Raw genomic sequence first — 21,721 nt, 5'->3', positions numbered from 1 at the left:
TACAAGCTGCGGGGAATCAGACAAATTTATCCTATGCATCAACCAGCAGAGATCGACCAGTCATCGCAGGTGGCTGCTCTAACCCCAGCAACTCGATTACGGTCGGAGCCAGATCGGCGAGAATCCCGTCAGCTAAAGGCTGTTTGGGACGTTGCGGGTCAACCAGAACCAACGGCACCCGATTGCTGGTGTGAGCGGTATGAGATTGGCCGCCGGCGTCTGTCATCTGCTCACAATTGCCGTGATCGGCAGTAATCAGTAAGGCTCCACCGGCGGCGGTAACGGCATCGACAACCCGGCCGAGACAGGTATCGACCGTTTCAACGGCCTCAATCGCTGCAGACAGAACCCCGGTGTGGCCAACCATGTCACAGTTAGCAAAGTTCAGCACAATAAACTGATAATTGCCGGTCGCCACCCGTTTGAGCATCTCATCCGTCAATTCGAACGCGCTCATCGACGGTTTCTGGTCGTAGGTTGCCACCTCTTGGGGGGAGGGAATCAGCACCCGGTCCTCCCCGGGCCAGGCGCGCTCAACGCCACCATTGAAGAAAAAGGTGACATGGGCATATTTTTCCGTTTCGGCAATGCGCAACTGCCTCAAACCGGCGTTGGCAAGCACATCGGCCAGGATAGCGGGATAACTTTCGGTGGCAAACGCAACCGGCAGATTGAAGGTCTCGTCATACTCGGTAAGGCAAACATAACTGGCGAGTTGCGGCACCTTGCGGCGTTCAAAACTATCGAAGTTGACAGAGGTCAGGGCGCGGGTAATCTCCCGGGCGCGGTCCGCTCGAAAGTTAAAAAAGATCACCCCGTCACCATCATCGATGGTTGCCGGAGCACCAATAATACAGGGTTCAACAAATTCATCGGTCTGCCCTGCCGCATAGGCCTGCTCCATGGCAGCCTCGGCGCTGTCTACCTGGGTGCCGACACCTTCCACCATGGCCCGGTAAGCGCGCTCAACCCGATCCCAGCGATTGTCACGATCCATGGCCCAATAACGTCCGGTCACCGTAGCAATTCTACCGGCTCCCAGCTGTTGTAGACGTTGTTCAAGATCCGCCAGAAAACCCCGTCCACTCGACGGCGGGGTATCACGCCCATCCATGAAAGCGTGGATACAGATCTGGGTGACACCGGCCTGCCCTGCCATGTTCACCAGGGCATCAATATGGCTGATGTGGGAATGAACCCCGCCATCCGACACCAGACCCAGCAAGTGAAGCTTTTTACCTGAATGTGCGGTCTGGGCGCAGACGGCTGACAAGGCCGGGTTGCTAAAAAAACTGCCGTCCTCAATCGCCAGACTGATGCGGGTCAGATCCTGATAGACAATACGACCGGCCCCGATATTCAGGTGGCCGACCTCGGAGTTACCCATCTGCCCGTCCGGCAACCCGACATCCCGCCCGGAAGCGCTTAAGTGAGCATGAGGCCACTGCGCCACCAAACGATCCATCACCGGGGTGCGCGCTTGACAGACAGCATTACCGACACAGCTGTCATTCTTTCCCCAACCATCGAGAATAACCAGAGCGACCAGCGTTGGTGTCATACCGCCTCCCGGGCCCCATGGGGGATCATCTGCGGATAATCGGCAATGCGCGCCTCTTGAATTTGCTTGCGTTCAGGCAGAATCAGGGTATCCCAGCTTTTACACTGCGGACAACGACTATGCCATTCGCTGAAGAAGGCACCGCAGGCATCGCAGACAAAGCCGAGCAACAAATGACTGTCGATTTTCAAGGCTTTCTGGTATTCCGTTATGGCCTCATCGATACGATTACGCCGCCGCTGACCTTCCGCCAGAAGCAGATGGAGCTTGGTAAAATCGATGCCGGTGGCCTCCACATCGGTCAGATGCTGCATCGCCTCATCGACCATTTCCAGACGCAGGCACAAACGTCCGAGGTAAAGCTTGAGGAGCAGATCCTGCGGATCCCGCTCCATCTGACTGCGATAAAAAGCCAGCAGCGCGGCAGGATCTTCGGCATTGATATAGAGATCTTCAAGGCGCGCCAGAAAGACACTTTTCTGCAGGGCGCGATATCCTTCCTGATAGACCTTGACAGCGTCAGCAATCCGGTCGGCTTGCCGGTAGGCATCGCCAAGGGTGACCCGCGCCGGGGTACAGGCGGCATCCTGCTTGATGATATCGCGACAGGTATCAATCGCCTGGTCGAGTTCCCCCTGTTCCAGGGCCTGACGTGCCACTTCATAACGTAATTGCAACATGGTCTGCTTTTCCAACTCAACCTTGGGACCGGCGGACGTCGCTTTGAGAATGCGTTTTTGCAGTCCCAGAGCGTCATCCCACTGACCGAGCTTGCTCATGATGTCGCGCAGGGCCCGCATGGCCTTGCGATTGTCGGCATCGCTCGCCAACAGCTCCTTGTAGATCGCCATGGCTTCAGGGTGCTGCTCCTGATCCTCGTAGGTGGTCGCCAGCTTGAACAGCACCTCAATCCCCTTCGGGTCGAGCTTGCGGGCTTTCTGTAACAGGTCGATCCCTTCCTGGGTATTGCCTTCCTGCAGGGCAACACTGGCCAGGGCCAGATGACTGTCAACCCGCCGTGGATCACGATCCAGCGCCTTTTTGAGCAGAGTCCGCGCCTTTTTCAGGTCGCCGGACAACAAACGGCCTACGCCACTGCGATAGATAGTACTGATCTCTTCACCTCTACGCAGATCACGCCCTTTCTTCCACCCCTTGAATGACAGAAGAAAAGCGCTGGCAATATGGACCAGATTACCGATCAGCAAACCGATCAGCAGAACCGCCATCAGCATAATGGCGCCCGGCACGGTATAGCTGGTGTCACTGGTCAGATAAACGGTGATATCACCAGGATTGATCCCCCAGAAGTAGAGAAAACCCAAAGCAAAGACAATAAACAGCAGCACAAAAAAAGCGACTAGAATCATGACCATCTCCTGGCTGGACCAGCTACCATCGGCAACAGGGTCAAATTATTCACCAAACTTTTCAAATTCTTCTTTGCAGTCAATACAGTAACGGGAAAAAGGGCGAACCTCAAGCCGGCGTGGGGCAATTTCCTCTTCACAGGCGATACAGATACCATAGGCCCCCTGTTCAATCCGCTCCAGGGCGGCATCAATATCGCGGATGCGCCCCAACTGGGTCTGGCTGAGGCTCATCAACACATCCTGAGAATAACTGTTCGCCGACATATCACCAATATCGGCAACCCCGTCATTACCCAGGGTCAGAGATTCGGCCCGGGCCTTGCGCGCACTGTCGATAATTTCTTTGCGTAAGCGGAGTAATTCCTGCTTTATTTTTTCCAGATTTTCTTTACTTTGCACCTTGTTCCTCTATGCTGCCCTGTCCAGTTCAGGATCAAGCTGATGTGGTCAGGGATTATGATAAGGCTCATGTCGAATGATGGTAACGCTACGGTACAGTTGTTCCAACAAAAAAATACGCGCCATCTGATGGGTAAAGGTCATTTTTGAAAGGGACAGGCATAGATCAGCACGTTTGCGCACCTCCGGGTCAATCCCGCAAGCCCCACCGATAATCAGGCACCAGTCCCGGCCTGCGTGCAGCATCGCTGCTTCCAGTAACGCCGCTAAGCCTTCAGAGTCGAACTGGCGTCCCCCCTCATCCAGCACCACAACCTGTTCTGTGCTCCCCACCCTGGCCAGGATGCGCTCCCCTTCCCGTTTGAGCAATACCGCCGGCGAATCTTTGCGCCCTCCTTTTTCCTCCTTGAGTTCGACCAATTCAAAACCGAGATAATGTTGCAGACGTTCACTGTAATCGGCGGCGGCGGCACGCTGCCAGGCATTAAGCTTGCCGACACAGATCAGGCGCAATTTCACGGTCAGACATCCTGCTCCAGGTCAACTTCCGGAGCCTCGCTCCACAACCCTTCGAGATCATAAAACTCACGGATCGGTTGTTGAAATACGTGGATTGTCACATCGCCATAATCAAGCAGAACCCAGCGTCCCTTGTCCATCCCCTCAATTGACAGGGGGTAGAGCTGATGCTGACGCTTGAATTCAGTATGAATGTTTTCAGCGATGGCCAGGACTTGACGATCGGAGCGACCGGAAACCAGCAACAGATAATCGGTCAGGGTGGAGCGACCACGCAGGTCGAGCAGAATCAGGTTGTCCCCTTTTTTGTCGCGGGCGTAGTCGACAGCAGCAAATGCTATTTCTCTGGCTTGCAAATTCTTTCCCTTTTTATCAGCTAAATATAGAGTTGGTGAGTGGCAATATAAGAGCTCACGGCCGGCGGTACGACCCCATCAATGCTGCGCTGCTGCGCAACCCATTGACGGATCCGGGTAGAGGATATGTCATAACTGGTATGGTCAACCAGAATGAGGGAAAAACCCTTGTCAAACCGCAGCTTTTTGGATTGGGAATCATAGCAGAAGCGATCGGCGATAGCAACCGGGAGCATCTCCTGAAGGGTACCGGCAAAGCCCGGTCGGGCCGTCACAACAATATGCGCCAGTTCGAATAATTCCTGGTAACGGTGCCACAGGCTGATTTCGCGAAAGGAGTCGAGTCCCATGATAAAGAAAAACTCATGGTGCGGATATTCCCGCCGCAGCTGCAACAGGGTTTCCACCGAAAAGCTGGTCCCTTTGCGCTGTCCTTCCAGGTCGCAAACAACGAAATCAGGCTGATCGGCCAGCGCCGCCTCAACCATGGCCAGCCGCTGGGCGAAGGAAACATCTGCCGCAACCTCCTTGTGGGGAGGCTGCCAGGTCGGCAGGAACCAGACCTGATCAAGCTGACAGCTCTTGCGCACCTCCTGGGCGATGTGCAGGTGACCGTTGTGGATAGGGTTAAAGGTGCCCCCGAGCAGACCGATACGCATGGTTATGGGCGCACCTGTCCCTGACCCAACACCACGAATTTACGCGTCGTCAGATCCTCAAGTCCCATCGGCCCGAAGGAGTGAAGCTTGGTGGTGGAAATACCGATCTCCGCCCCCAGCCCCAATTGATTACCGTCGGAAAAGCGCGAGGAGGCATTGACCATCACCACGCTGGAATTGATTTCACGCAAAAACTGCCGGGAACGTTGATAATTGGTGGTGACGATCACTTCGGTATGCAACGAACCGTAGGCTTCGATATGGTCACGGGCCTGATCAAAGTCGTCCACTACCCGCAACGCCAGGATCAGATCAAGATACTCTGCGTACCAGTCTTCCTCCGTCGCCGGAACCAGATCGGCAACCAGCTGTCGGGCTTTGTCACAACCACGCACCTCAACCCCGGCCTGACGCATGGCCGCGACAATCTGCGGGACGAAAACCGCCGCACTGTCCCGATGCACCAGCAGGGTCTCCATGGCGTTACACACCCCCGGACGTTGGACCTTGGCGTTAAGACAGATCTCTTCGGCCATGGTCAGGTCCGCCTCACCATCAACATAGACGTGGCAGACCCCTTTATAGTGTTTAATCACTGGAATCCGTGAATGTTCAGCAACAAAACGAATCAACCCCTCCCCGCCACGCGGGATAATCAGATCAATCTGTTCTTCGAGCGTGAGCAATGCGGTCACGGCGTTGCGGTCACTGGTCGTCACCACCTGCAAGGCGGCCTCAGGCAGCCCCTGTTCAGCCAGACATTGCTGCAGCAACTTGCCGATCGCCTGGTTGGACGCCAGGGCTTCGGAGCCGCCGCGCAGAATAACTGCGTTACCGCTTTTCAGACAGAGTCCGGCGGCATCGGCAGTGACGTTAGGGCGCGATTCATAGATGATTCCGATCACCCCCAGCGGAATCCGCTGGCGACCGACCTGAATCCCATTGGGTCGCAGCCACATGCCGGTAATTTCGCCAACCGGATCAGGCAGGGCGGCAACTTCGCGCAAACCGTCGGCCATGGCAACAATGCGCTCACTGGTCAAGGTTAAACGATCAACCATGGCAGCCGCCATGCCGGTTTGTCCGGCGCGCTCCAGATCCTTGTTGTTTTCCTGCTGAAGCCACTGCTGATGAGTTTCCAGGCTTGTTGCCATGGTCACCAGTAACTGATTTTTTGTGCTGGTCGACAGGGTCGCCATGCGCCGTGAAGCTTGCCGTGCCGCCACCGCCAGAGTACGCATCTGCTCTGCAATTGTCATTGTCTATCCTCCTCTTCCTGATCTGCCGTCACCACCAGATCATCGCGACAGATCACCTCATCACGATACTTATAGCCGAGAACCTGTTCGATCTGGGAACACTGCTTCCCCATAATCCGCAAGATTTCAGCCAACGAATAACTGGTAATGCCACGGGCAAACTCCTTACCCTCCTGGTCACACAGGCGCACCGCATCACCGCGCTCAAAACCACCATCAACACCAATGATGCCCGACGGCAACAGGCTCTTGCCACGATAGAGAACAGCACGCTTGCCGCCGGCATCGATCAGCAGCTTGCCCCGCGGCTTTTTGGAAAAAGCGATCCAGTGTTTTTTTGCCGTCAACTTGCACTGGGCCGGCAACACGTAAGTACCAACCTCTTCGCAGGCAAAAACCCGGGTAACAATATGAGGGGTGCGACCGTTGACGATCAGGGTGCCGATACCGCTTAATGCCGCCCGCTTGGCCGCCTTGAGCTTACTCCTCATGCCGCCGGTACCAAGCACCCCGTGGGAGTCGCCACCCATGGCTTCGATCTCCGGAGTCACCCGCTCAACCAGCGGAATCAGCCGCGCCAGCGGATCGGCCGAGGGATCACGATCGTAAAAACCGTCAACGTCAGAGAGGATTACCAGCAGATCGGCCTCGACCAGACTGGCAACCAGGGCGGAGAGGTTGTCGTTATCTCCAAAGCGGATTTCCTCCACCACCACCGTATCGTTTTCATTAACGATCGGGGTGACCCCATACTCCAGCAGGGTCATGACGGTATTGCGGGCATTTAAATAACGGCGGCGATTCGAGAGATCGTCGCGGGTCAGCAGCACCTGGGCAACATTATAATCGTGAGCCTGAAAGGTTTCGCGATACTCGCGCATGATCCGGGTCTGGCCAATGGCCGCTGCCGCCTGTTTCTGCGGGATCGTCTGCGGTCGCCCAACAATCCCGAGAGACCCCTTGCCGGCGGCTACCGCCCCGGATGAGACCACCACGACCTCGAGACCACATTTGAGCAACCGGCAGATATCCTCGGAGATAGACGCCACCCGATCATTCTCAAGACCGGCGGCATTAGAAATAACGCCACTGCCAATCTTGATGACAACCCGCTTTACATGGGCAAACAAAGCATTTCGCATAAGGTTTAATTCTATATCAATTCATCAGAGTTACTTGAAAAGATCTACCCGCAACAAGCAGTGAAGGATCAGAATCACTCATCCTCTTCATCCTCTGCGCCGCGGCGCAGTCGCTCCAGTTCGCGGCCAAGGGCATGAACCAGCTCCTTGACTCCCTCACCAGTCACCGCCGAAATGGCCAGCACCGGATAGCCCAGGGCTTCAAAATGCTGCCGGTATTCATCGATCCCCTCACGCACCTCGGGCACATCGATCTTGGTCAACACCACCAGCTGCGGCTTTAAGGCCAGGGATTCATCATGCCGGCGCAACTCGTTATTGATCATCTGGAAATTATCGAAGGCATCCCCACTTTGCATACAGGACAGATCAACCAGATGCAGAAACAGATCGGTGCGCTCAACGTGGCGCAAAAAGCGGGTACCCAGCCCCTGCCCCTGACTGGCGCCGGCGATCAGGCCGGGGATATCGGCCACTACCAGTGTCTTGTAACCACCATAACGCACAACCCCCAGATTGGGAATCAGGGTGGTAAATGGATAATCGGCAATCTTCGGGCGGGCGGCAGAAATGGCTGAAATCAGGGTCGACTTGCCGGCATTGGGCAGACCGACCAGGCCAACATCAGCAAGGAGTTTCAGTTCCAGCCGCAGGGTTTTTTCCTCGCCGGCGATGCCCGGCTGGGCATGTCGCGGGGCACGATTCGTGCTGGTGGCAAAACGGGCATTACCACGCCCCCCCTGGCCACCCTTAAGCAGCAGCAATTCGGTATTTTCATCGGTCAAATCAGCCAGGATTTCTCCGCTGGCGTCATCGTAGATCAGGGTTCCCGGCGGCACCCTCAGCTCCAGCCGTTCACCACTCTTGCCGTGCATGTTTTTTCCCATCCCCGGCGCGCCGTTCTGCGCCCGGTAATGACGCATATAGCGGTAATCAAGCAGGGTCGAAAGGCCACTGTCGACAATAAATACCACGTCGCCACCACGACCGCCATCGCCGCCATCAGGGCCACCTCTGGGGATAAACTTCTCGCGCCGGAACGACAGACAACCGCGTCCGCCATCGCCGGCCTTGACGTCAATTTTTACCTGATCAACAAACTTCATATCGCCTTAACCCGCACCCGAAGACCTGTGCTCAAACTGAAAAACCCGGCAACTGACAGGCAGTACCGGGTTTTTCAGAACCAGTGATCACGCAAAAGGATCAGGCCGCGTAAACGCTGATCTGTTTCCGTCCTTTGGCTTTTGTTTCAAACGTCACCACCCCGTCAACAAGAGCAAACAGGGTATAGTCTTTACCACAACCGACATTGTTGCCGGGGTGGAAGGTGGTACCACGCTGACGCACCAGGATTGAACCGGCGCTTACCTGCTGGCCGCCAAAGCGCTTGACACCGAGCCTTTTACCTGCACTGTCCCGGCCGTTTCTCGAACTACCGGCAGCTTTCTTATGAGCCATGAGATCGCCTCCTTAAGCTTCAATCGCCGCGACTTTAAGCCGGGTAATGGGTTGACGGTGGCCGTATTTCTTACGATTACCTCCACGTCGCTTGGATTTAAAGACCAGAATCTTCTTGTCTTTTTCCTGGGCAACGATCTGTGCCTTAACCTTGGCACCTGGTACGAGAGGTGTTCCGAGTTTAACCTCTGCGCCACCGACCATGAGGACTTGATCGAGCTCGATGGTATCACCCACCGCGCCATCGATCATTTCGACCTTGAACAGGTCGCCTTCGGAAACTTTGTACTGTTTTCCTCCGGTCTTGATCACCGCATACATTGTTGACATTCTCCTCTTGAAAAGTCTTCATACTGCAAACGCAGGAATTGCGCCGCAACGCAGGACTATAACCATACACCAGGACCCTGTCAAGAAATTTGCCGGCAAAAACTTCCCCGCGCGCAGCTGATTACGAATCTACAACTTTTTTTCACAGGTATCGCCACCTACCAAAGGCTCAGCCCCCAAGCTGTCGAAATCACCACCGGACCTTCGGCCCTTATGCTGATCAGATACCTGGTCCATTTTTCAACTAACGTTTTAACTTTACCCTGCACACTCGGCGCCAACCACTTATGGCTAAATTTAGCCATATATTGCGCAAATCCACCTCGGGGCAGCTATGATCACTGGTGCCTAACAGCGTTATCCAGCCACCGGCATAGCCGTTCCCATTATTTTTTAACTTATTCAATATCAGTCATTTAGCTCCAGATTCAAACTAATCTATTGTTCTACTGACAGCGTTGGCGCCGCTTTTGCTGAAGGTGGATGGCTTTTCAAATTTTATCTGAGCGCTTTTTCGCGCCCTTAACCTGCCACAAAGGAGTTCAATCAATGATCGCACCTGTATGGGATCGCCTCTGGCGAATGCACGATGAAACCAAATCCCTGTTTGTTTTCAGTCCGAAAGCGATGGCCAGGCGCCTGACTAAAGAACATCTGCTGTTCAGCAAGAACCAACTGGAGCGCGATGCTGACCTTGCTGATGAGCTGGAAGAAGCCCCGGCTGAGCATTCTTCTCGGCTTAAATCGGGACCGGGGGGGATTGAAGAAGGGGACCCCCGTGAATACAACCGCCGCCAGATGATCGGCCTTTGGCTGGGACCATTGTTGTTTGCGCTGATGTTGATTATTCCAACCCCGGCGGGGATGGAACCAACCGCCCAGAAAATGGCCGCAATCGCTTTTTTGATGGCCACCTGGTGGATGTGTGAATCATTGCCGATACCCGCCACCAGTTTGTTACCGATCGCTTTGTTTCCGCTGATGGGGATTATGGCGACGGGCAAGGCCACCGCCCCTTACGCCAGCCATCTCATCTATCTGTTTATGGGTGGATTTATCATCGCTCTGGCGATGCAGCGCTGGAACCTGCATCGACGGATTGCCATGAATATCGTTAAGGTCGTCGGCTTTTCACCACCCCGACTGATCTTCGGTTTCATGGTCGCCACCGCCGCCCTCTCGGCTTTTGTTTCCAATACCGCCACCACCGTCATGATGATGCCGATCGGCCTGGCGATCATTGCCCATGTGATCGACGAGGGAAAAAAAGAGGGGCTCGACAAAACCATCGATTTTTCCCAAGGCAACTTTAACTTTGGCCTCAACCTGATGCTCGGTATCGCCTATGCTGCATCTATCGGCGGCGTCGCGACCCTGATCGGCACCCCCCCGAATACGGTTCTGGCCGGTTATCTGAACAAGACCTACGGCTATGAAATCACTTTTGCCACCTGGATGAGCTTTGGCGTCCCCCTGGTTGTTATCATGCTGCCGCTGTGCTGGTTGTGGCTGACCCGGGTTGCCAATCCGATGAAATTGAAAAAAGTTCCCGGCGGTCGCGATCTGATCACCGAAGAATTGCGCAAAATGGGCAGCATGAATGCCGGGGAACGCTGGACAGCGCTGGTTTTTGGGTTGACCGCGCTCTCCTGGATTTTTCGCAAACAACTTGGTTTTCTGTTTCCCGATCCGGCCATGATCACCGATGCGGCCATCGCCATGACCGGCGCTCTGGTTCTGTTTCTGATCCCCATCAATTTAAAGAAAAATATCTTTGTCATGGACTGGCATTGGGCGAGCAAAATGCCCTGGGGGGTTCTGGTGCTTTTTGGTGGCGGTCTCGCGTTGGCGGAGGGCTTTAAGGTCACCAAACTGGCGGAATGGATCGGTCAGCAGGTAACCTTGCTGGAAAATGCACCGGTTCTGGTGCTGGTTATCGCGGTGACCGCGTTGATTATTTTTCTCACCGAACTGACGTCCAACACGGCAACAGCAGCCATGGTCATGCCGATCCTCGCTGCCATTGCCATCGGACTGGGACAGAACCCGATGCTGTTGCTGATTCCGGCCGCGGTCGCTGCAAGTTGCGCCTTTATGCTACCGGTTGCGACACCACCGAATGCCATTGTGTTCGGTTCCGGCTATGTCACCATTCCGCAGATGGCCAAAAGCGGTTTTGGTTTGAATATCCTCAGCATTATTATTGCGGTTGTGTTCACCTATCTGCTCGCCATTCCGATTTTTGACATTACCATCAATGTCATCCCGGCCTGGGCTGCAATAACGCCTTAAGGCAGCAAGCCAACAGCCCGGAGAGGTCGAGCACCTGTCGATCTCTCCGGGTGATGATAAATCATCTTTACAGGGACCCGCTCCCTTCTCTAGGATAGACCTTCGTTCCCCGCTTACTTACGAAGGAATCGTCCATGCGCCCGTTAACTTCACCTGTCGCAGCCGATATGCACCACCTGCTGTGCGCCCTCATGCTCATCCTTATCTGCACGGCACCGGCTTCGGCAGATTTTTCCTTTGTCCGCAACTCCGGGGTTGCCCCCGGGCCGACCCTGCTGGTCACCGCCGGCATCGATGGCGATGAGCCCGGTGGTATCCATGCGGCGGCAACCCTGATCACCCGCTATCAGATCACATCCGGCCAGCTGTGGGTTGTCCCTGATCTTCACCCCCGGGCTATCCTGCTGCGCGAGCGCGGCGAGATGAATCTGAAGTTTGCCCACATCGAGCGCAGCGATCCCCTTTATGACAGCATCGCCAGAATCAAGGAGATGGTGCTGGATCAGCAGGTCGACTTACTCGTCAACCTCCATGACGGCAGTGGTTTCTACCACCCCGAACGGATCAGCCGACTGAAGAATCCTGACAGCTGGGGACAGTCGGTTGTGATCGACCAGGAACGCCTGCCCGGCACCCGTTTCGGCGAGCTGCAGCGGCTGGCTGCGGCTGTTGCCGCCCACATTGAACCCCAGGTCCTTGGCGCCGACGACCTTTTTGAAATCAAGAATATGCGTACTGCCACCCTGGAGCATGACGCTGCAACCCGTCAGTCCTTAAGCTGGTTTGCCCTGCGCCACGGCAAGCCGGCCCTCTCCTTTGAAGCCAGCAAAACCCACCCGGTAAGTCTCCGCACCTACTATCACCTGCTGGCCCTCGAAGCCTTGATGAACCAGCTCGGTATCACCTTCAGCCGGGATTTTGAACTGACCCCCCAGGCCGTTGCCCGGGTTATCCGCGAAGATGCTCAAATGACGTTGGCGCAGGGACGCATCCACCTTGATCTGAACCAGATGAACCGCAACCTCTATGACTTTCCTCTGCCCGTCAATCCCCAGACCAGCATCAGCGTGGTCAATCCGCTGATTTCCCTGCAGCCCGAAGGGGAGGGCTATCGCATCCACTACGGCAACAACCGTCTGGCCCTGCTCCACCCGCGCCCGATAGAGATTGCCGCCGATCTCACAAAGATCCCCATGATCATCGACGGCAACCAGCTGGAGGTCATCCCGGGCACCATTTTGCCGATCAGTTCCCACGTCCGGATTGAACCCCTGCCCGATTATCGGTTCACCCTGGCCGGACATGGGGAAGAGTGGCCCGATCTGGCGACCCCGATTGAAGGGGACAAGGGCTCGGTTGATCGCAGCGGTCGCTTATTGCGGCTCGAAATTTATCGCGGCAGTATGTTCAGCGGCATGATCCTGCTCGACTTCAGAGAAGCAGATGAAGAACTGATGGAGGAGGAAGAAAGCTGAACGATAGAGTGCTGTGCAGGGCTATGGCTTCAGGGATTTTTCATACAAGTATTGATAACGCTCGAGCAGCTGTGTATCTGTTTTTGCTGCCAGTTGCAAACGGCGGATCGCCGAACTTAATGAGGAGACGTCGCGGCCCAGCCGCTGACCCAGAGCGGTCAGGGTCATACCGGCCGTTTCCAGACACAGCCAGCCTAAAAAGGCCCGTGCCTGCGCGCATTGACGGTTCTTGCCGGCCGCCGCCAGCTCTGCTTCGGTCAGACCAAAATCCCTCAGCACCAGTGCCAGCAACCGTTCCGGCTCAACCTCCGGAGGGCAGATCTGGCGTGCCAGCTTGAGGGCACTGCGGGCATAATCTTTATCTCCCAGGATCCGCGGATCATAGTCCCCACCGCAATAAAAACTCAACCCTGCCGGTTCAACCAGACCCTCATTGACATAGGCATGAAAACGCATCAGGGCGCGGATGCCGGTTTCTTCAAAGTGAGAGAATACCAGGGTCCGGGTCAGCCACAGCACCTGCTCCCGGCCACAATAGGCACGATGGCTGCTCCACGGATAACCCATCGGATCACTATCAACCGCGCCGGTCACCGCCGCCAGATGCAGATCACGCACCAAAGACAGCAGATAGCGCTCCGGATCGATCAAAATCGCCTTGTAGCGCCCCTGAAACAGATGCCCCTGCTGCTGATGACGATCATTAAACCAACGGGTGTAGCGAAATCCCAGCTGCTGCATTATCCGCGCCAGGGGCACGTCATCAACCTCCACCACCAGCCGAACTTCCGTCGGCAGCAGCACGTAGGCGTGAACCCGGTGGCCGAACTTTTCTATCCCCTCCTGTATCAGCAGCAACAACCGGGTGTAATCAGCGACATCGGTACAGACCTGCTGAGCACCATTGGCGCGCAGGCTCACATGGTAGATAGCGCCGGGAAAATGCAGTCGCGGTTTACGTGCCATCATCAACCCTGTTGTCAAAAAGGGAATGTCTCGTTTAAATCAAAGCCGGTGTACAAATAGCGGAATTATGCGGTGGTGTAGGGGCGCGGTTTTCGCTCCCAGGGCAGGGTGACCCTGCCCCTACGTTTCAATATTTAATCGCCACAACAACAGCATCAACCCAGCTGAATCTCATACTGCTCAATATGAAACTCCGGGTGGGGATTGATCTGGACCGAGCGCTTGAAGCGCTTTTCAAGCACATCAATACCGCTGCGCTCCTCATCCACCAGCAGGCCGGCGATGCGTGGATGAGCAAGCAGGGTCACCGGGCCGGTCGGCAGATCAGCAAGCTCACGATGCAGTTCCCGCAGAATTTCATAAATAATGGTCAGCTTCCCCTTGACATACCCCTTTCCCTCACAATAAGGGCAGGGCTCACAGAGGGTGCGACCAATACTCTCACGCACCCGCTTGCGGGTCATCTCTACCAGCCCCAGTTCCGAAATCTTCAGGATGTTGGTTTTGTTTTTATCCCCTTTTAGCGCCTCTTCCAGCGCCGCATGCACCTTCTCGCGGTGGGCCTCTTTTTCCATATCGATAAAATCGATAATGATCAGGCCGCCAATGTTGCGCAGACGCAGCTGAAAAGCGATCTCTTTTAACGCCTCGAGATTGGTTTTAAGGATGGTATCTTCAAGATTGTGCTTGCCGACATAGCGGCCGGTATTGACATCGATGGCGGTTAACGCTTCCGTCTGTTCAATGATAATCGAGCCGCCACTTTTCAGCCAGACCTTGCGCCCCAAGGCGCGTGAAATCTCAACTTCCAGTCCGTAGGCATCAAAGATCGGCTCTTCTGCTTCGTACAGATCAACACGATAGTTGATGCGCGGCATGAAAGTACGCAGAAAACGAAGAATCTTGTTGTACTCATCGAGGTCGTCAACCACGATACGCTGTACCTCTTCGGTGAGGATATCACGCAATACCTTGCTGGTGACATCCAGATCCGAGTGGATCAGTTCCGGCGCACTGACACTGTCAACCCCGCGACTGATGTTCTTCCACAGGCCGACCAGAAACTCCATGTCCTGACGCAGATCATCGGCACTTTTGCCCTCCGACACGGTCCGGACAATAAAGCCGGTCCCCGGCTCACGCATCTCTTCAACCACCTTGCGCAGGCGCTCACGCTCGGCTTCACACTCAATCCGGCGCGAAATTCCGATATGATCCACCGTCGGCATATACACCAGATGCCGCCCGGGCAGGGACACATGGGAGGTAATACGGGCGCCTTTGGTGCCGATCGGCTCTTTCGACACCTGCACCAGCAGCTCCTGCCCTTCTTTGAGCAGATCCTCAATAGGGGGCAGTGGCGAAGAGGTTTCCCCGTCACTCTGTCCGGCAACCATCTCATCCCCATCGATGTGGCGTTCAACCTGCTCAATTTCATCGAAAACATCGGCAACATACAAAAATGCCGCCTTCTCCAGCCCGATATCGACAAAGGCCGCCTGCATCCCCGGCAATACCCGGATCACCCGCCCTTTGTAGATATTTCCCACCATCCCCCGTTCCCGCTCCCGCTCGATATAAAGTTCGGCAATATGCCCCCCTTCCAACAATGCGACCCGGGTTTCGTGGGAGGTGGTATTGATTACCAGCTCCTTGGTCATACTCGCTCCTGACTTGTAGTATTCTATATTCTATATTCTATATTCTATATTCTGAATTCAGTATTTCAGTCTCTCAGCTTATTCCCCGTTTTCACCACTCCCAGGCGGCGCACCTGCTCCACCTCCAGGTCGAGCAACCAAGCCGCAACGAGCAGCGGCCCACCTTTGGTCAACTCAATCTCCAGCCCCTCCGGGGTCAGGGCGATGGCGACCAGTGACTCCCGCACATCTACCGCAAGGGGTTCACCTTTTTTCATCCGCGTCACCAGTTGCTGTGACGCTGCCAGCAGGTTGTTGATCCGCTGTTCAAGGTCCTCCGGTGGGCGCTCCGGCAACGGCACCAGATAACGACTGGAAGCCACCGCCGCCGAGGGTGACGGCGCCTTCCAGGGGATAACAGCACCATCAATAATTCTGAACCCTTCGGGAAGCTGAACATTGATATCACTCACAATCTGGTCAATCGGGACAGGGTAGAACAGTTCCAGATCAATCAGCTCGGCCTGGCTGGCAACCCCAAGGGGTAGTGCTTCCAGGTAAGAAACCTTCGGGGTCGGGTGAAATCCTTGCGAAAAACGCAGCGGCAAGCGGGCCCGGCGCAGCGCCCGCTGAAACATCTTGAGATATTCCAGATGCCCGATCATGCGCGCCCTCCCCAGCTTGCTCAAGGTCAAGCGAACCCGGGTAAAACGCTCCGGTTCCTCCCGGGGGGTGGCAACCTCGACCCTCGCAGCAGCCGACTCAAGCGCCGCGCCACGCGCAAAACGCATGCGCAGTTGCTCAAAGTCGCAGACCCCGCAAGCGTGACAATCACCATCGCGGCAATCAAGGGTTGGTGCCAACTCCAGCGCCTTACGTCGCTCGGCACTGAAGAAATCCTTGGGCAGTCCACAGTCGATATGGTCCCAGGGCAGCACTTCATCCTCATCACGCCGACGCAGATACCACTCCGGCTCCAGCTGACAGGTGGCAAAGGCCTGCTGCCAACGGCCAAAGTTGAAATGTTCGCGCCAGCCATCAAAACGGCAGCCCAGATCGGTCGCGACCTCAATCACCCGGCCCAGGCGCCGATCACCCCGGGCAAAGACCCCTTCGAGGAAAGACAGCTCCGCTTCATGATACTTAAAGCGCAGTTTTTTCTGCCGCAACCCATCCCGCAGCAACGACTGGCGGCGGCGGGTCTCATCAAGGCCGATCTGCGCCTCCCACTGAAACGGGGTATGAGGCTTGGGGACAAAGGTTGATACCGCCACATTGACATCATTGCCGCCGGTGCCCTTGCCGCTTCGTTTAACCGCCGCCGCCAGAGCGATAATCGCTTCAAGGTCGGCATCGGTTTCCGTCGGCAACCCCTGCATAAAATAGAGTTTGATCAAGCGCCAACCGGCCTGGTAGGCCTGGGCGGTGGCGGTCAGCAAATCCTCTTCCCGGATCCCTTTATTGATGACCTGACGCAAGCGCTCACTGCCGGCCTCGGGGGCCAGGGTGAAGCCGGTTTTGCGGACTTTTTTAATCTCATCCATCAGCTCCGGGGTCAGGGTACCGACCCGCAAACTGGGCAAAGAGACCGCCACCTGTTCCCCGGCATGCTCGCGCATCAGGCGCTGCAGCAAGGGCTCAATGCAACTGTAATCACCGGTGGACAGGGACAACAGGGAAACTTCCTCAAAGCCCGACTGGTCGAGGGATTCATTGATCAACCGACGGATGGTCTCCGGTTCACGCTCGCGCACCGGGCGATAGATATAACCGGCCTGACAGAAACGGCAGCCACGGGTGCAGCCACGGGCTATTTCCACCGCCACACGGTTGTGCACCGTCTGCAGAAAAGGAACGATGGGGTTGGTCGGAAACACCGCGTTATCAAGATCAGCAAGAAAACGGCGACGCACCCGCGACGGAAACTCATCAGTGATCGGAACGATGGAGCTCACCCGCCCGTCTTTTAAGTAATCAACCTGATAAAAGGCAGGAACATAAAATCCTTCGAGGCGCGCCAGTTCACTTAAAAGACGCGTTTTTGACCAGCCGGAATGCCGACGGTTACGGACCAGTTCGACCAGCTCAACCACCGCTTCTTCTCCGTCACCGATCAGCGCCACATCGAAAAAATCGGCCAGCGGTTCCGGGTTAAAAGCACAGGGCCCGCCCACCACCACCAGCGGGGCGTCCTCACCTCGCTGCTCGCGGCGACGCGGCACACCGGCCAGGTCGAGTATGGTCAGCAGGTTGGTATAACTGAGCTCGTACTGCAGGGTAAAACCGATGATGTCAAACTGTGCCAGTGGCCGTTGGGATTCCAGGGAGCAGAGGGGCTGATCCTGTTCACGCAGCCAGGATTCCATGTCGGTCCAGGGGGAAAACACCCGCTCGGCGGCAACCCCCTCAAGCTGATTAAGGATAGTATAAAGGATCGGAAAACCGATATGGCTCATGCCGACATCGTAGACATCGGGGAACGCCAGCGCCATGCGCACGTCAACCTGTTCGTCGGGCTTACATATACTTCCCAACTCGCCCCCGGTATAGCGGGAGGGGCGACTGACTTCGGTCAGCGCGGCTGTTTGATCATTCTTCACATCATCCACCTAAATAAAAAAGGTATCTATTCAGCACCGGGCCTTTGGATCCGGTGCTGAATAGATACAAAGTACCTTCTGACAAAGTTGGTCAGGTTACCACACAACGGTCACCTGGCTACAGGCTTTTTGTGTGAAATAACGCTTATTTCGCCGCCCACAGATTCTCACTATAACACTGCTCACGCAGCTGCTCTTCCGGATAGCGGTCATGGATGACGAAAAGTGTCCCTTGACATAGGATTCAAAGGCCCGGTGCTGAACAGATTCTAAATTATGTCACCACCCGCTCGCTTCGCTCACTGGAGACACAGAGACACGGGGAGAACTGAGAACACTGGTTTTTTTATGAACGTCCCAGTGCCTCTGTGCCTTTGTGGTCAATGTTTGATGAGCCCGAATCATCGTGCGAGTGAAGGGTTTAACCACAAATGAACATTATAGGTTCACTCCTCTCAGGAAAGAAAGAGTCACACAAACAATCAGACAAGATCAACACCCATCAATTGACACCTTCAGGTCATTAAGAATAGGATGGCGACTCCTTTTGGCAGGCACCCGCACCGGGAGTTATTGTGGCACGCGCGAAAACTGTTTACAGCTGTCAGCACTGCGGCTATCAGAGTCCCAAATGGCACGGACGCTGCCCTGACTGCCAACAATGGAACAGTCTGGTCGAAGAGCAGTCGCTGCCGGTGACCTCTCACAGCCGTGCCTTGGCTGAACCGGGGCGTCCGATCCAGCTGGCCACGGTGGATTGTCGCTCCGAAGACCGGTTGCGTACCGGCCTGGGTGAACTTGATCGCACCTTAGGTGGCGGTATCGTGCCCGGCTCCCTGATCCTGGTCGGTGGCGATCCCGGTATCGGTAAATCGACCCTGCTGTTGCAGGCATTTGCTCACCTTGCCGCCAACGGCATTGCTCTGTACGTTACCGCTGAAGAATCGGTGCGTCAGGTCAAAATGCGCGCTGACCGTCTCGACATCGCTACAGAGCATCTTTACCTGCTGGCTGAGACCTCGCTCGAGCAGATCAAACAACGCATTGTTGAACTCAAACCGGCCTTTCTGGTCATCGACTCGATCCAGACCATCTTTACCAGCAACCTCGATTCTGCCCCCGGTAGCGTCAGCCAGGTGCGGGAATGTTCCGGCCAACTGATGATCCAGGCCAAGAGCCTGGGACTACCGACCTTTATCGTTGGCCATGTCACCAAAGACGGCGCCATCGCCGGACCGCGCGTGCTGGAACATATCGTCGATACCGTCCTCTATTTTGAGGGCGATCCGGGTTATCCCTACCGCATTCTGCGCACGGTAAAAAACCGCTTCGGTTCAACCAACGAGATTGGTGTCTTTGAGATGCGCGGACAAGGGTTACGTGAAGTTACCAATCCGTCGGAATTGTTCCTTGCTGAACGTCCCGATAAAAGCGCCGGTAGCGTTGTGGTGCCCGCCCTTGAAGGCAGTCGACCGATCCTGGTTGAGCTGCAGGCGCTGGTCTCGGCCAGTTCCTTTGGCACCCCCCAGCGCACCGCCATCGGCATCGACCACAAACGTATTGCCCTGTTGATTGCCATCCTCGAAAAAAAAGTCGAGATGTCCCTGGCCGGGCAGGATATTTTTCTCAATGTCGCCGGCGGCGTACGTCTTGATGAACCGGCCATCGATCTGGCGGCGATGGCAGTGCTGGCATCCAGTCACCTCAACCGCATCATCAACCCCAAACTGGTGATCTTCGGCGAGGTCGGCCTGACCGGTGAGGTGCGAGCCGTCACCCAGCCGGAATTGCGGGTCAAGGAAGCTGCGCGGCTGGGTTTTTCTGAATGCGTCCTGCCACGCAAAAGCATCAAAAATCTCGAGGTACCCGAGGGGATCACCCTGACCGGCATCGACCAGGTCAGCGAGGCCCTCGACATCATTTTTATTTGAGGAGACCAGATGAGCGATCAACTGACCCATTTTGATCATGACGGCAAGGCGATCATGGTCGACATTACCGCCAAGCCGGCCACCCACCGCCAGGCTGTTGCCGGGGCAGAAGTGCGGATGAAACCCCAAACCCTGCAGCGGATTCTTGACCAGTCAATTCAAAAAGGGGATGTCTTTGCAGTCGCCCGCCTGGCCGGCATCATGGCCGCCAAGCAGACCGCACACCTGATTCCCCTGTGTCACCCCCTGCCCCTGACCTCGGTTGAGGTCGATTTCACCAGCGATCCAGCAGCCGGCATTGTTACCATTAGAGCCAGTGCCAGGGTCACCGGCCAGACTGGAATCGAGATGGAAGCTCTCACGGCAGCCTCGGTAGCGGGGCTAACGATCTACGATATGTGTAAAGCAATTGACAAGGAGATGGTAATCGGGCAGATTTGCTTGTTGAAAAAGACCGGCGGCAAAAGCGGTACCTTTGAGCGCAATGCCGGTTGATTCTCCCGGCACAAGGGAACACCCTATGAATAGTAGTACCACCTACAGAATCCGCAAAGGTTTTCTGATCCCCATGGCAATCACCGTTGTCCTTGGCGTGGCATTGCTGCTCATCGGCATGGCAGTACAACTGCCGGCGGGTCGTCTCTATCTGCTTGCTGCTTTTATCGCTCCAGCCCTGTTAATTTTCATTGAGAGCAGCCGCCGGCGGGTGCATCTGCACAACGATCATATCCTGATGGAACGAACCCTCGGCAAAAAACAGCTCCTCTTCAGCGAGTTGACCTCGGTCGACGCGGTCAGGGTTCGCAAACGCGTTTTTATCAGCCTGACCACCGAAAACAGCTTTATGATCATCTCCAACAGCTACGACCGTTTCGACGAACTGGTTCGCCGGCTGATTGACCTGGTGCCGCAACCAACCTTAAGCAATGAAGCCCGTGAACTGGCGGCTGATCCGCCGCGCAAATGCAGCGATATCTTCTCTGCCTGGCTCGCTGTCGCCGTCCTGTTGCTGGTCATCGCGGTACAACTGCGAAGTATTTTTTAACCATCGTTAACCGTAACCTTTTAACGGCTGCCGAGCCGGTCCGCAAAAGGAACAACAAGGGGACATCTATGGACAAGCAAACATTGGGGGAATTCAGGGAGCTGCTGAACCTTCAGCTCGAGGAACTGCTGCAGGAAGCCGGCAAAACCGTATCGGAAATGAATGAGGAAAATGTCAACTTTGCCGACCCGACCGATCGCGCATCGCTTGAATCGGACCGCAATTTTGAGCTGCGCATTCGTGACCGCGAACGGAAATTAATCAGCAAGATTCGTCAGGCCTTAGAGCGTATCGACGACGGCAGCTACGGCCACTGCGAAAGCTGCGATGTTGAAATCAGTCCGGAGCGTCTACGCGCCCGCCCGGTGACGACCCTGTGCATCGAATGTAAAACCGAGCAGGAACGTCTCGAGCGCATCGGTTAAACCAGACCGCCAGGGACGGGCTCGCGCTTAATCATTCAGGTCCGTCCCTGCTGTTTGCCACGGCGTACGCCGATCCTGACCGCTGAAGCCTCCGCCGTTGCGGTAGTCACGCAAGTACGCCTGATCACGAATAATATCGACCCAGCCGGCGGCACGGCGAAATTTCAGTATTTTCCCGGTAGCAATCAATACATCAAGCACATCGTTACTGACCTGACCACTGGTTCCATCAGGATAAACCACTTCAATCAGTTGACGCTTCATCATATTCACTCCCATCATGGTCCA

At 55.6% G+C, this 21,721-nt stretch carries 21 protein-coding genes; 6 read left to right on the top strand and 15 right to left on the bottom strand.

Annotation, left to right across the window (positions count from 1 at the left end):
• Positions 1-31 precede the first annotated feature (31 nt).
• The 11 genes from gpmI to rplU all read right to left on the bottom strand — a co-directional run bounded on the left by gpmI (position 32) and on the right by rplU (position 9,050).
• Positions 32-1,561 (bottom strand): 2,3-bisphosphoglycerate-independent phosphoglycerate mutase, encoded by a 1,530-nt coding sequence (gene gpmI, locus ICT70_RS10880; protein WP_191156507.1) that lies wholly within the window; start codon positions 1,559-1,561, stop codon positions 32-34.
• A complete protein-coding gene (locus ICT70_RS10875) occupies positions 1,558-2,931 on the bottom strand; it encodes a tetratricopeptide repeat protein (RefSeq protein WP_191156506.1) in 1,374 nt (457 codons plus the stop codon). Before ICT70_RS10875 ends, gpmI begins: the two co-directional genes overlap by 4 nt.
• A 45-nt stretch (positions 2,932-2,976) precedes the next feature.
• Complete coding sequence (locus ICT70_RS15185; RefSeq protein ID WP_191156504.1) at positions 2,977-3,333, bottom strand: TraR/DksA C4-type zinc finger protein; 357 nt, start codon at positions 3,331-3,333, stop codon at positions 2,977-2,979.
• Between the two features lie 48 nt (positions 3,334-3,381).
• Complete coding sequence (rlmH, locus tag ICT70_RS10865) at positions 3,382-3,852, bottom strand: 23S rRNA (pseudouridine(1915)-N(3))-methyltransferase RlmH (protein ID WP_191156502.1); 471 nt, start codon at positions 3,850-3,852, stop codon at positions 3,382-3,384.
• A 2-nt stretch (positions 3,853-3,854) separates the two neighbouring features.
• A complete protein-coding gene (gene rsfS / locus ICT70_RS10860; protein WP_191156500.1) occupies positions 3,855-4,208 on the bottom strand; it encodes a ribosome silencing factor in 354 nt (117 codons plus the stop codon).
• A gap of 20 nt (positions 4,209-4,228) precedes the next feature.
• Positions 4,229-4,867 carry a nicotinate-nucleotide adenylyltransferase gene (nadD, locus tag ICT70_RS10855; RefSeq protein ID WP_191156490.1) on the bottom strand — a complete coding sequence of 213 codons (639 nt, stop codon included), beginning with the start codon at positions 4,865-4,867 and terminating at the stop codon, positions 4,229-4,231.
• 2 nt (positions 4,868-4,869) lie between these two features.
• Complete coding sequence (locus ICT70_RS10850) at positions 4,870-6,126, bottom strand: glutamate-5-semialdehyde dehydrogenase (protein ID WP_191156488.1); 1,257 nt, start codon at positions 6,124-6,126, stop codon at positions 4,870-4,872.
• Positions 6,123-7,268 (bottom strand): glutamate 5-kinase, encoded by a 1,146-nt coding sequence (gene proB, locus ICT70_RS10845; RefSeq protein WP_191156486.1) that lies wholly within the window; start codon positions 7,266-7,268, stop codon positions 6,123-6,125. The genes ICT70_RS10850 and proB overlap by 4 nt, the downstream gene beginning before the upstream one ends.
• A 74-nt stretch (positions 7,269-7,342) precedes the next feature.
• Complete coding sequence (obgE, locus tag ICT70_RS10840; protein ID WP_191156484.1) at positions 7,343-8,374, bottom strand: GTPase ObgE; 1,032 nt, start codon at positions 8,372-8,374, stop codon at positions 7,343-7,345.
• 100 nt (positions 8,375-8,474) lie between these two features.
• The gene (gene rpmA, locus ICT70_RS10835) at positions 8,475-8,729 is read right to left on the bottom strand and encodes a 50S ribosomal protein L27 (RefSeq protein ID WP_191156482.1); all 255 of its coding nucleotides are present in this window, start codon (positions 8,727-8,729) and stop codon (positions 8,475-8,477) included.
• Positions 8,730-8,741: 12 nt separating this feature from the next.
• Entirely contained in the window at positions 8,742-9,050 is a 309-nt protein-coding gene (gene rplU / locus ICT70_RS10830) for a 50S ribosomal protein L21 (RefSeq protein WP_191156623.1), read from the bottom strand.
• 558 nt (positions 9,051-9,608) lie between these two features.
• Here rplU and ICT70_RS10825 point away from each other — a divergent pair.
• Together ICT70_RS10825 and ICT70_RS10820 are read left to right on the top strand one after the other, a co-directional pair.
• Positions 9,609-11,351: an SLC13 family permease gene (locus ICT70_RS10825; RefSeq protein ID WP_191156479.1), complete on the top strand. Its 1,743-nt coding sequence runs from the start codon at positions 9,609-9,611 to the stop codon at positions 11,349-11,351.
• A 134-nt stretch (positions 11,352-11,485) separates the two neighbouring features.
• The gene (locus ICT70_RS10820) at positions 11,486-12,826 is read left to right on the top strand and encodes a M99 family carboxypeptidase catalytic domain-containing protein (RefSeq protein ID WP_191156471.1); all 1,341 of its coding nucleotides are present in this window, start codon (positions 11,486-11,488) and stop codon (positions 12,824-12,826) included.
• A 21-nt stretch (positions 12,827-12,847) separates the two neighbouring features.
• Here ICT70_RS10820 and ICT70_RS10815 read toward each other — a convergent pair whose 3' ends face one another.
• The 3 genes from ICT70_RS10815 to ICT70_RS10805 form a co-directional block, all read right to left on the bottom strand.
• A complete protein-coding gene (locus ICT70_RS10815) occupies positions 12,848-13,795 on the bottom strand; it encodes a helix-turn-helix domain-containing protein (protein ID WP_191156469.1) in 948 nt (315 codons plus the stop codon).
• A 152-nt stretch (positions 13,796-13,947) separates the two neighbouring features.
• On the bottom strand, positions 13,948-15,453 hold the full coding sequence (locus ICT70_RS10810; RefSeq protein ID WP_191156467.1) for an Rne/Rng family ribonuclease: 1,506 nt from the start codon (positions 15,451-15,453) through the stop codon (positions 13,948-13,950).
• Between the two features lie 65 nt (positions 15,454-15,518).
• Positions 15,519-18,032 (bottom strand): TIGR03960 family B12-binding radical SAM protein, encoded by a 2,514-nt coding sequence (locus tag ICT70_RS10805; RefSeq protein WP_337906850.1) that lies wholly within the window; start codon positions 18,030-18,032, stop codon positions 15,519-15,521.
• A 575-nt stretch (positions 18,033-18,607) separates the two neighbouring features.
• On the opposite strand from ICT70_RS10805, the gene radA reads away from it, so the two are divergent.
• The 4 genes from radA (at position 18,608) to dksA (ending at position 21,433) form a co-directional block, all read left to right on the top strand.
• Positions 18,608-19,963 (top strand): DNA repair protein RadA, encoded by a 1,356-nt coding sequence (gene radA / locus ICT70_RS10800; RefSeq protein ID WP_191156465.1) that lies wholly within the window; start codon positions 18,608-18,610, stop codon positions 19,961-19,963.
• Positions 19,964-19,972: 9 nt separating this feature from the next.
• Positions 19,973-20,458, top strand: coding sequence for a cyclic pyranopterin monophosphate synthase MoaC (gene moaC, locus ICT70_RS10795; protein ID WP_191156463.1), 486 nt, complete (start codon positions 19,973-19,975; stop codon positions 20,456-20,458).
• 25 nt (positions 20,459-20,483) lie between these two features.
• Positions 20,484-21,008 (top strand): hypothetical protein, encoded by a 525-nt coding sequence (locus ICT70_RS10790; RefSeq protein WP_191156461.1) that lies wholly within the window; start codon positions 20,484-20,486, stop codon positions 21,006-21,008.
• 68 nt (positions 21,009-21,076) lie between these two features.
• Positions 21,077-21,433, top strand: a complete 357-nt coding sequence (dksA, locus tag ICT70_RS10785) for an RNA polymerase-binding protein DksA (protein WP_191156459.1) — start codon at positions 21,077-21,079, stop codon at positions 21,431-21,433.
• 27 nt (positions 21,434-21,460) lie between these two features.
• Here dksA and ICT70_RS10780 read toward each other — a convergent pair whose 3' ends face one another.
• The gene (locus ICT70_RS10780) at positions 21,461-21,700 is read right to left on the bottom strand and encodes a GSU3473 family protein (RefSeq protein ID WP_191156457.1); all 240 of its coding nucleotides are present in this window, start codon (positions 21,698-21,700) and stop codon (positions 21,461-21,463) included.
• Positions 21,701-21,721 lie beyond the last annotated feature (21 nt).

The organism is Pelovirga terrestris, assembly GCF_014773365.1.
Classification (GTDB): domain Bacteria; phylum Desulfobacterota; class Desulfuromonadia; order Desulfuromonadales; family Geopsychrobacteraceae; genus Pelovirga; species Pelovirga terrestris.
The sequence above is the reverse complement of the archived record's forward strand: the minus strand, read 5'-3'. Positions and strand labels throughout refer to the sequence as shown.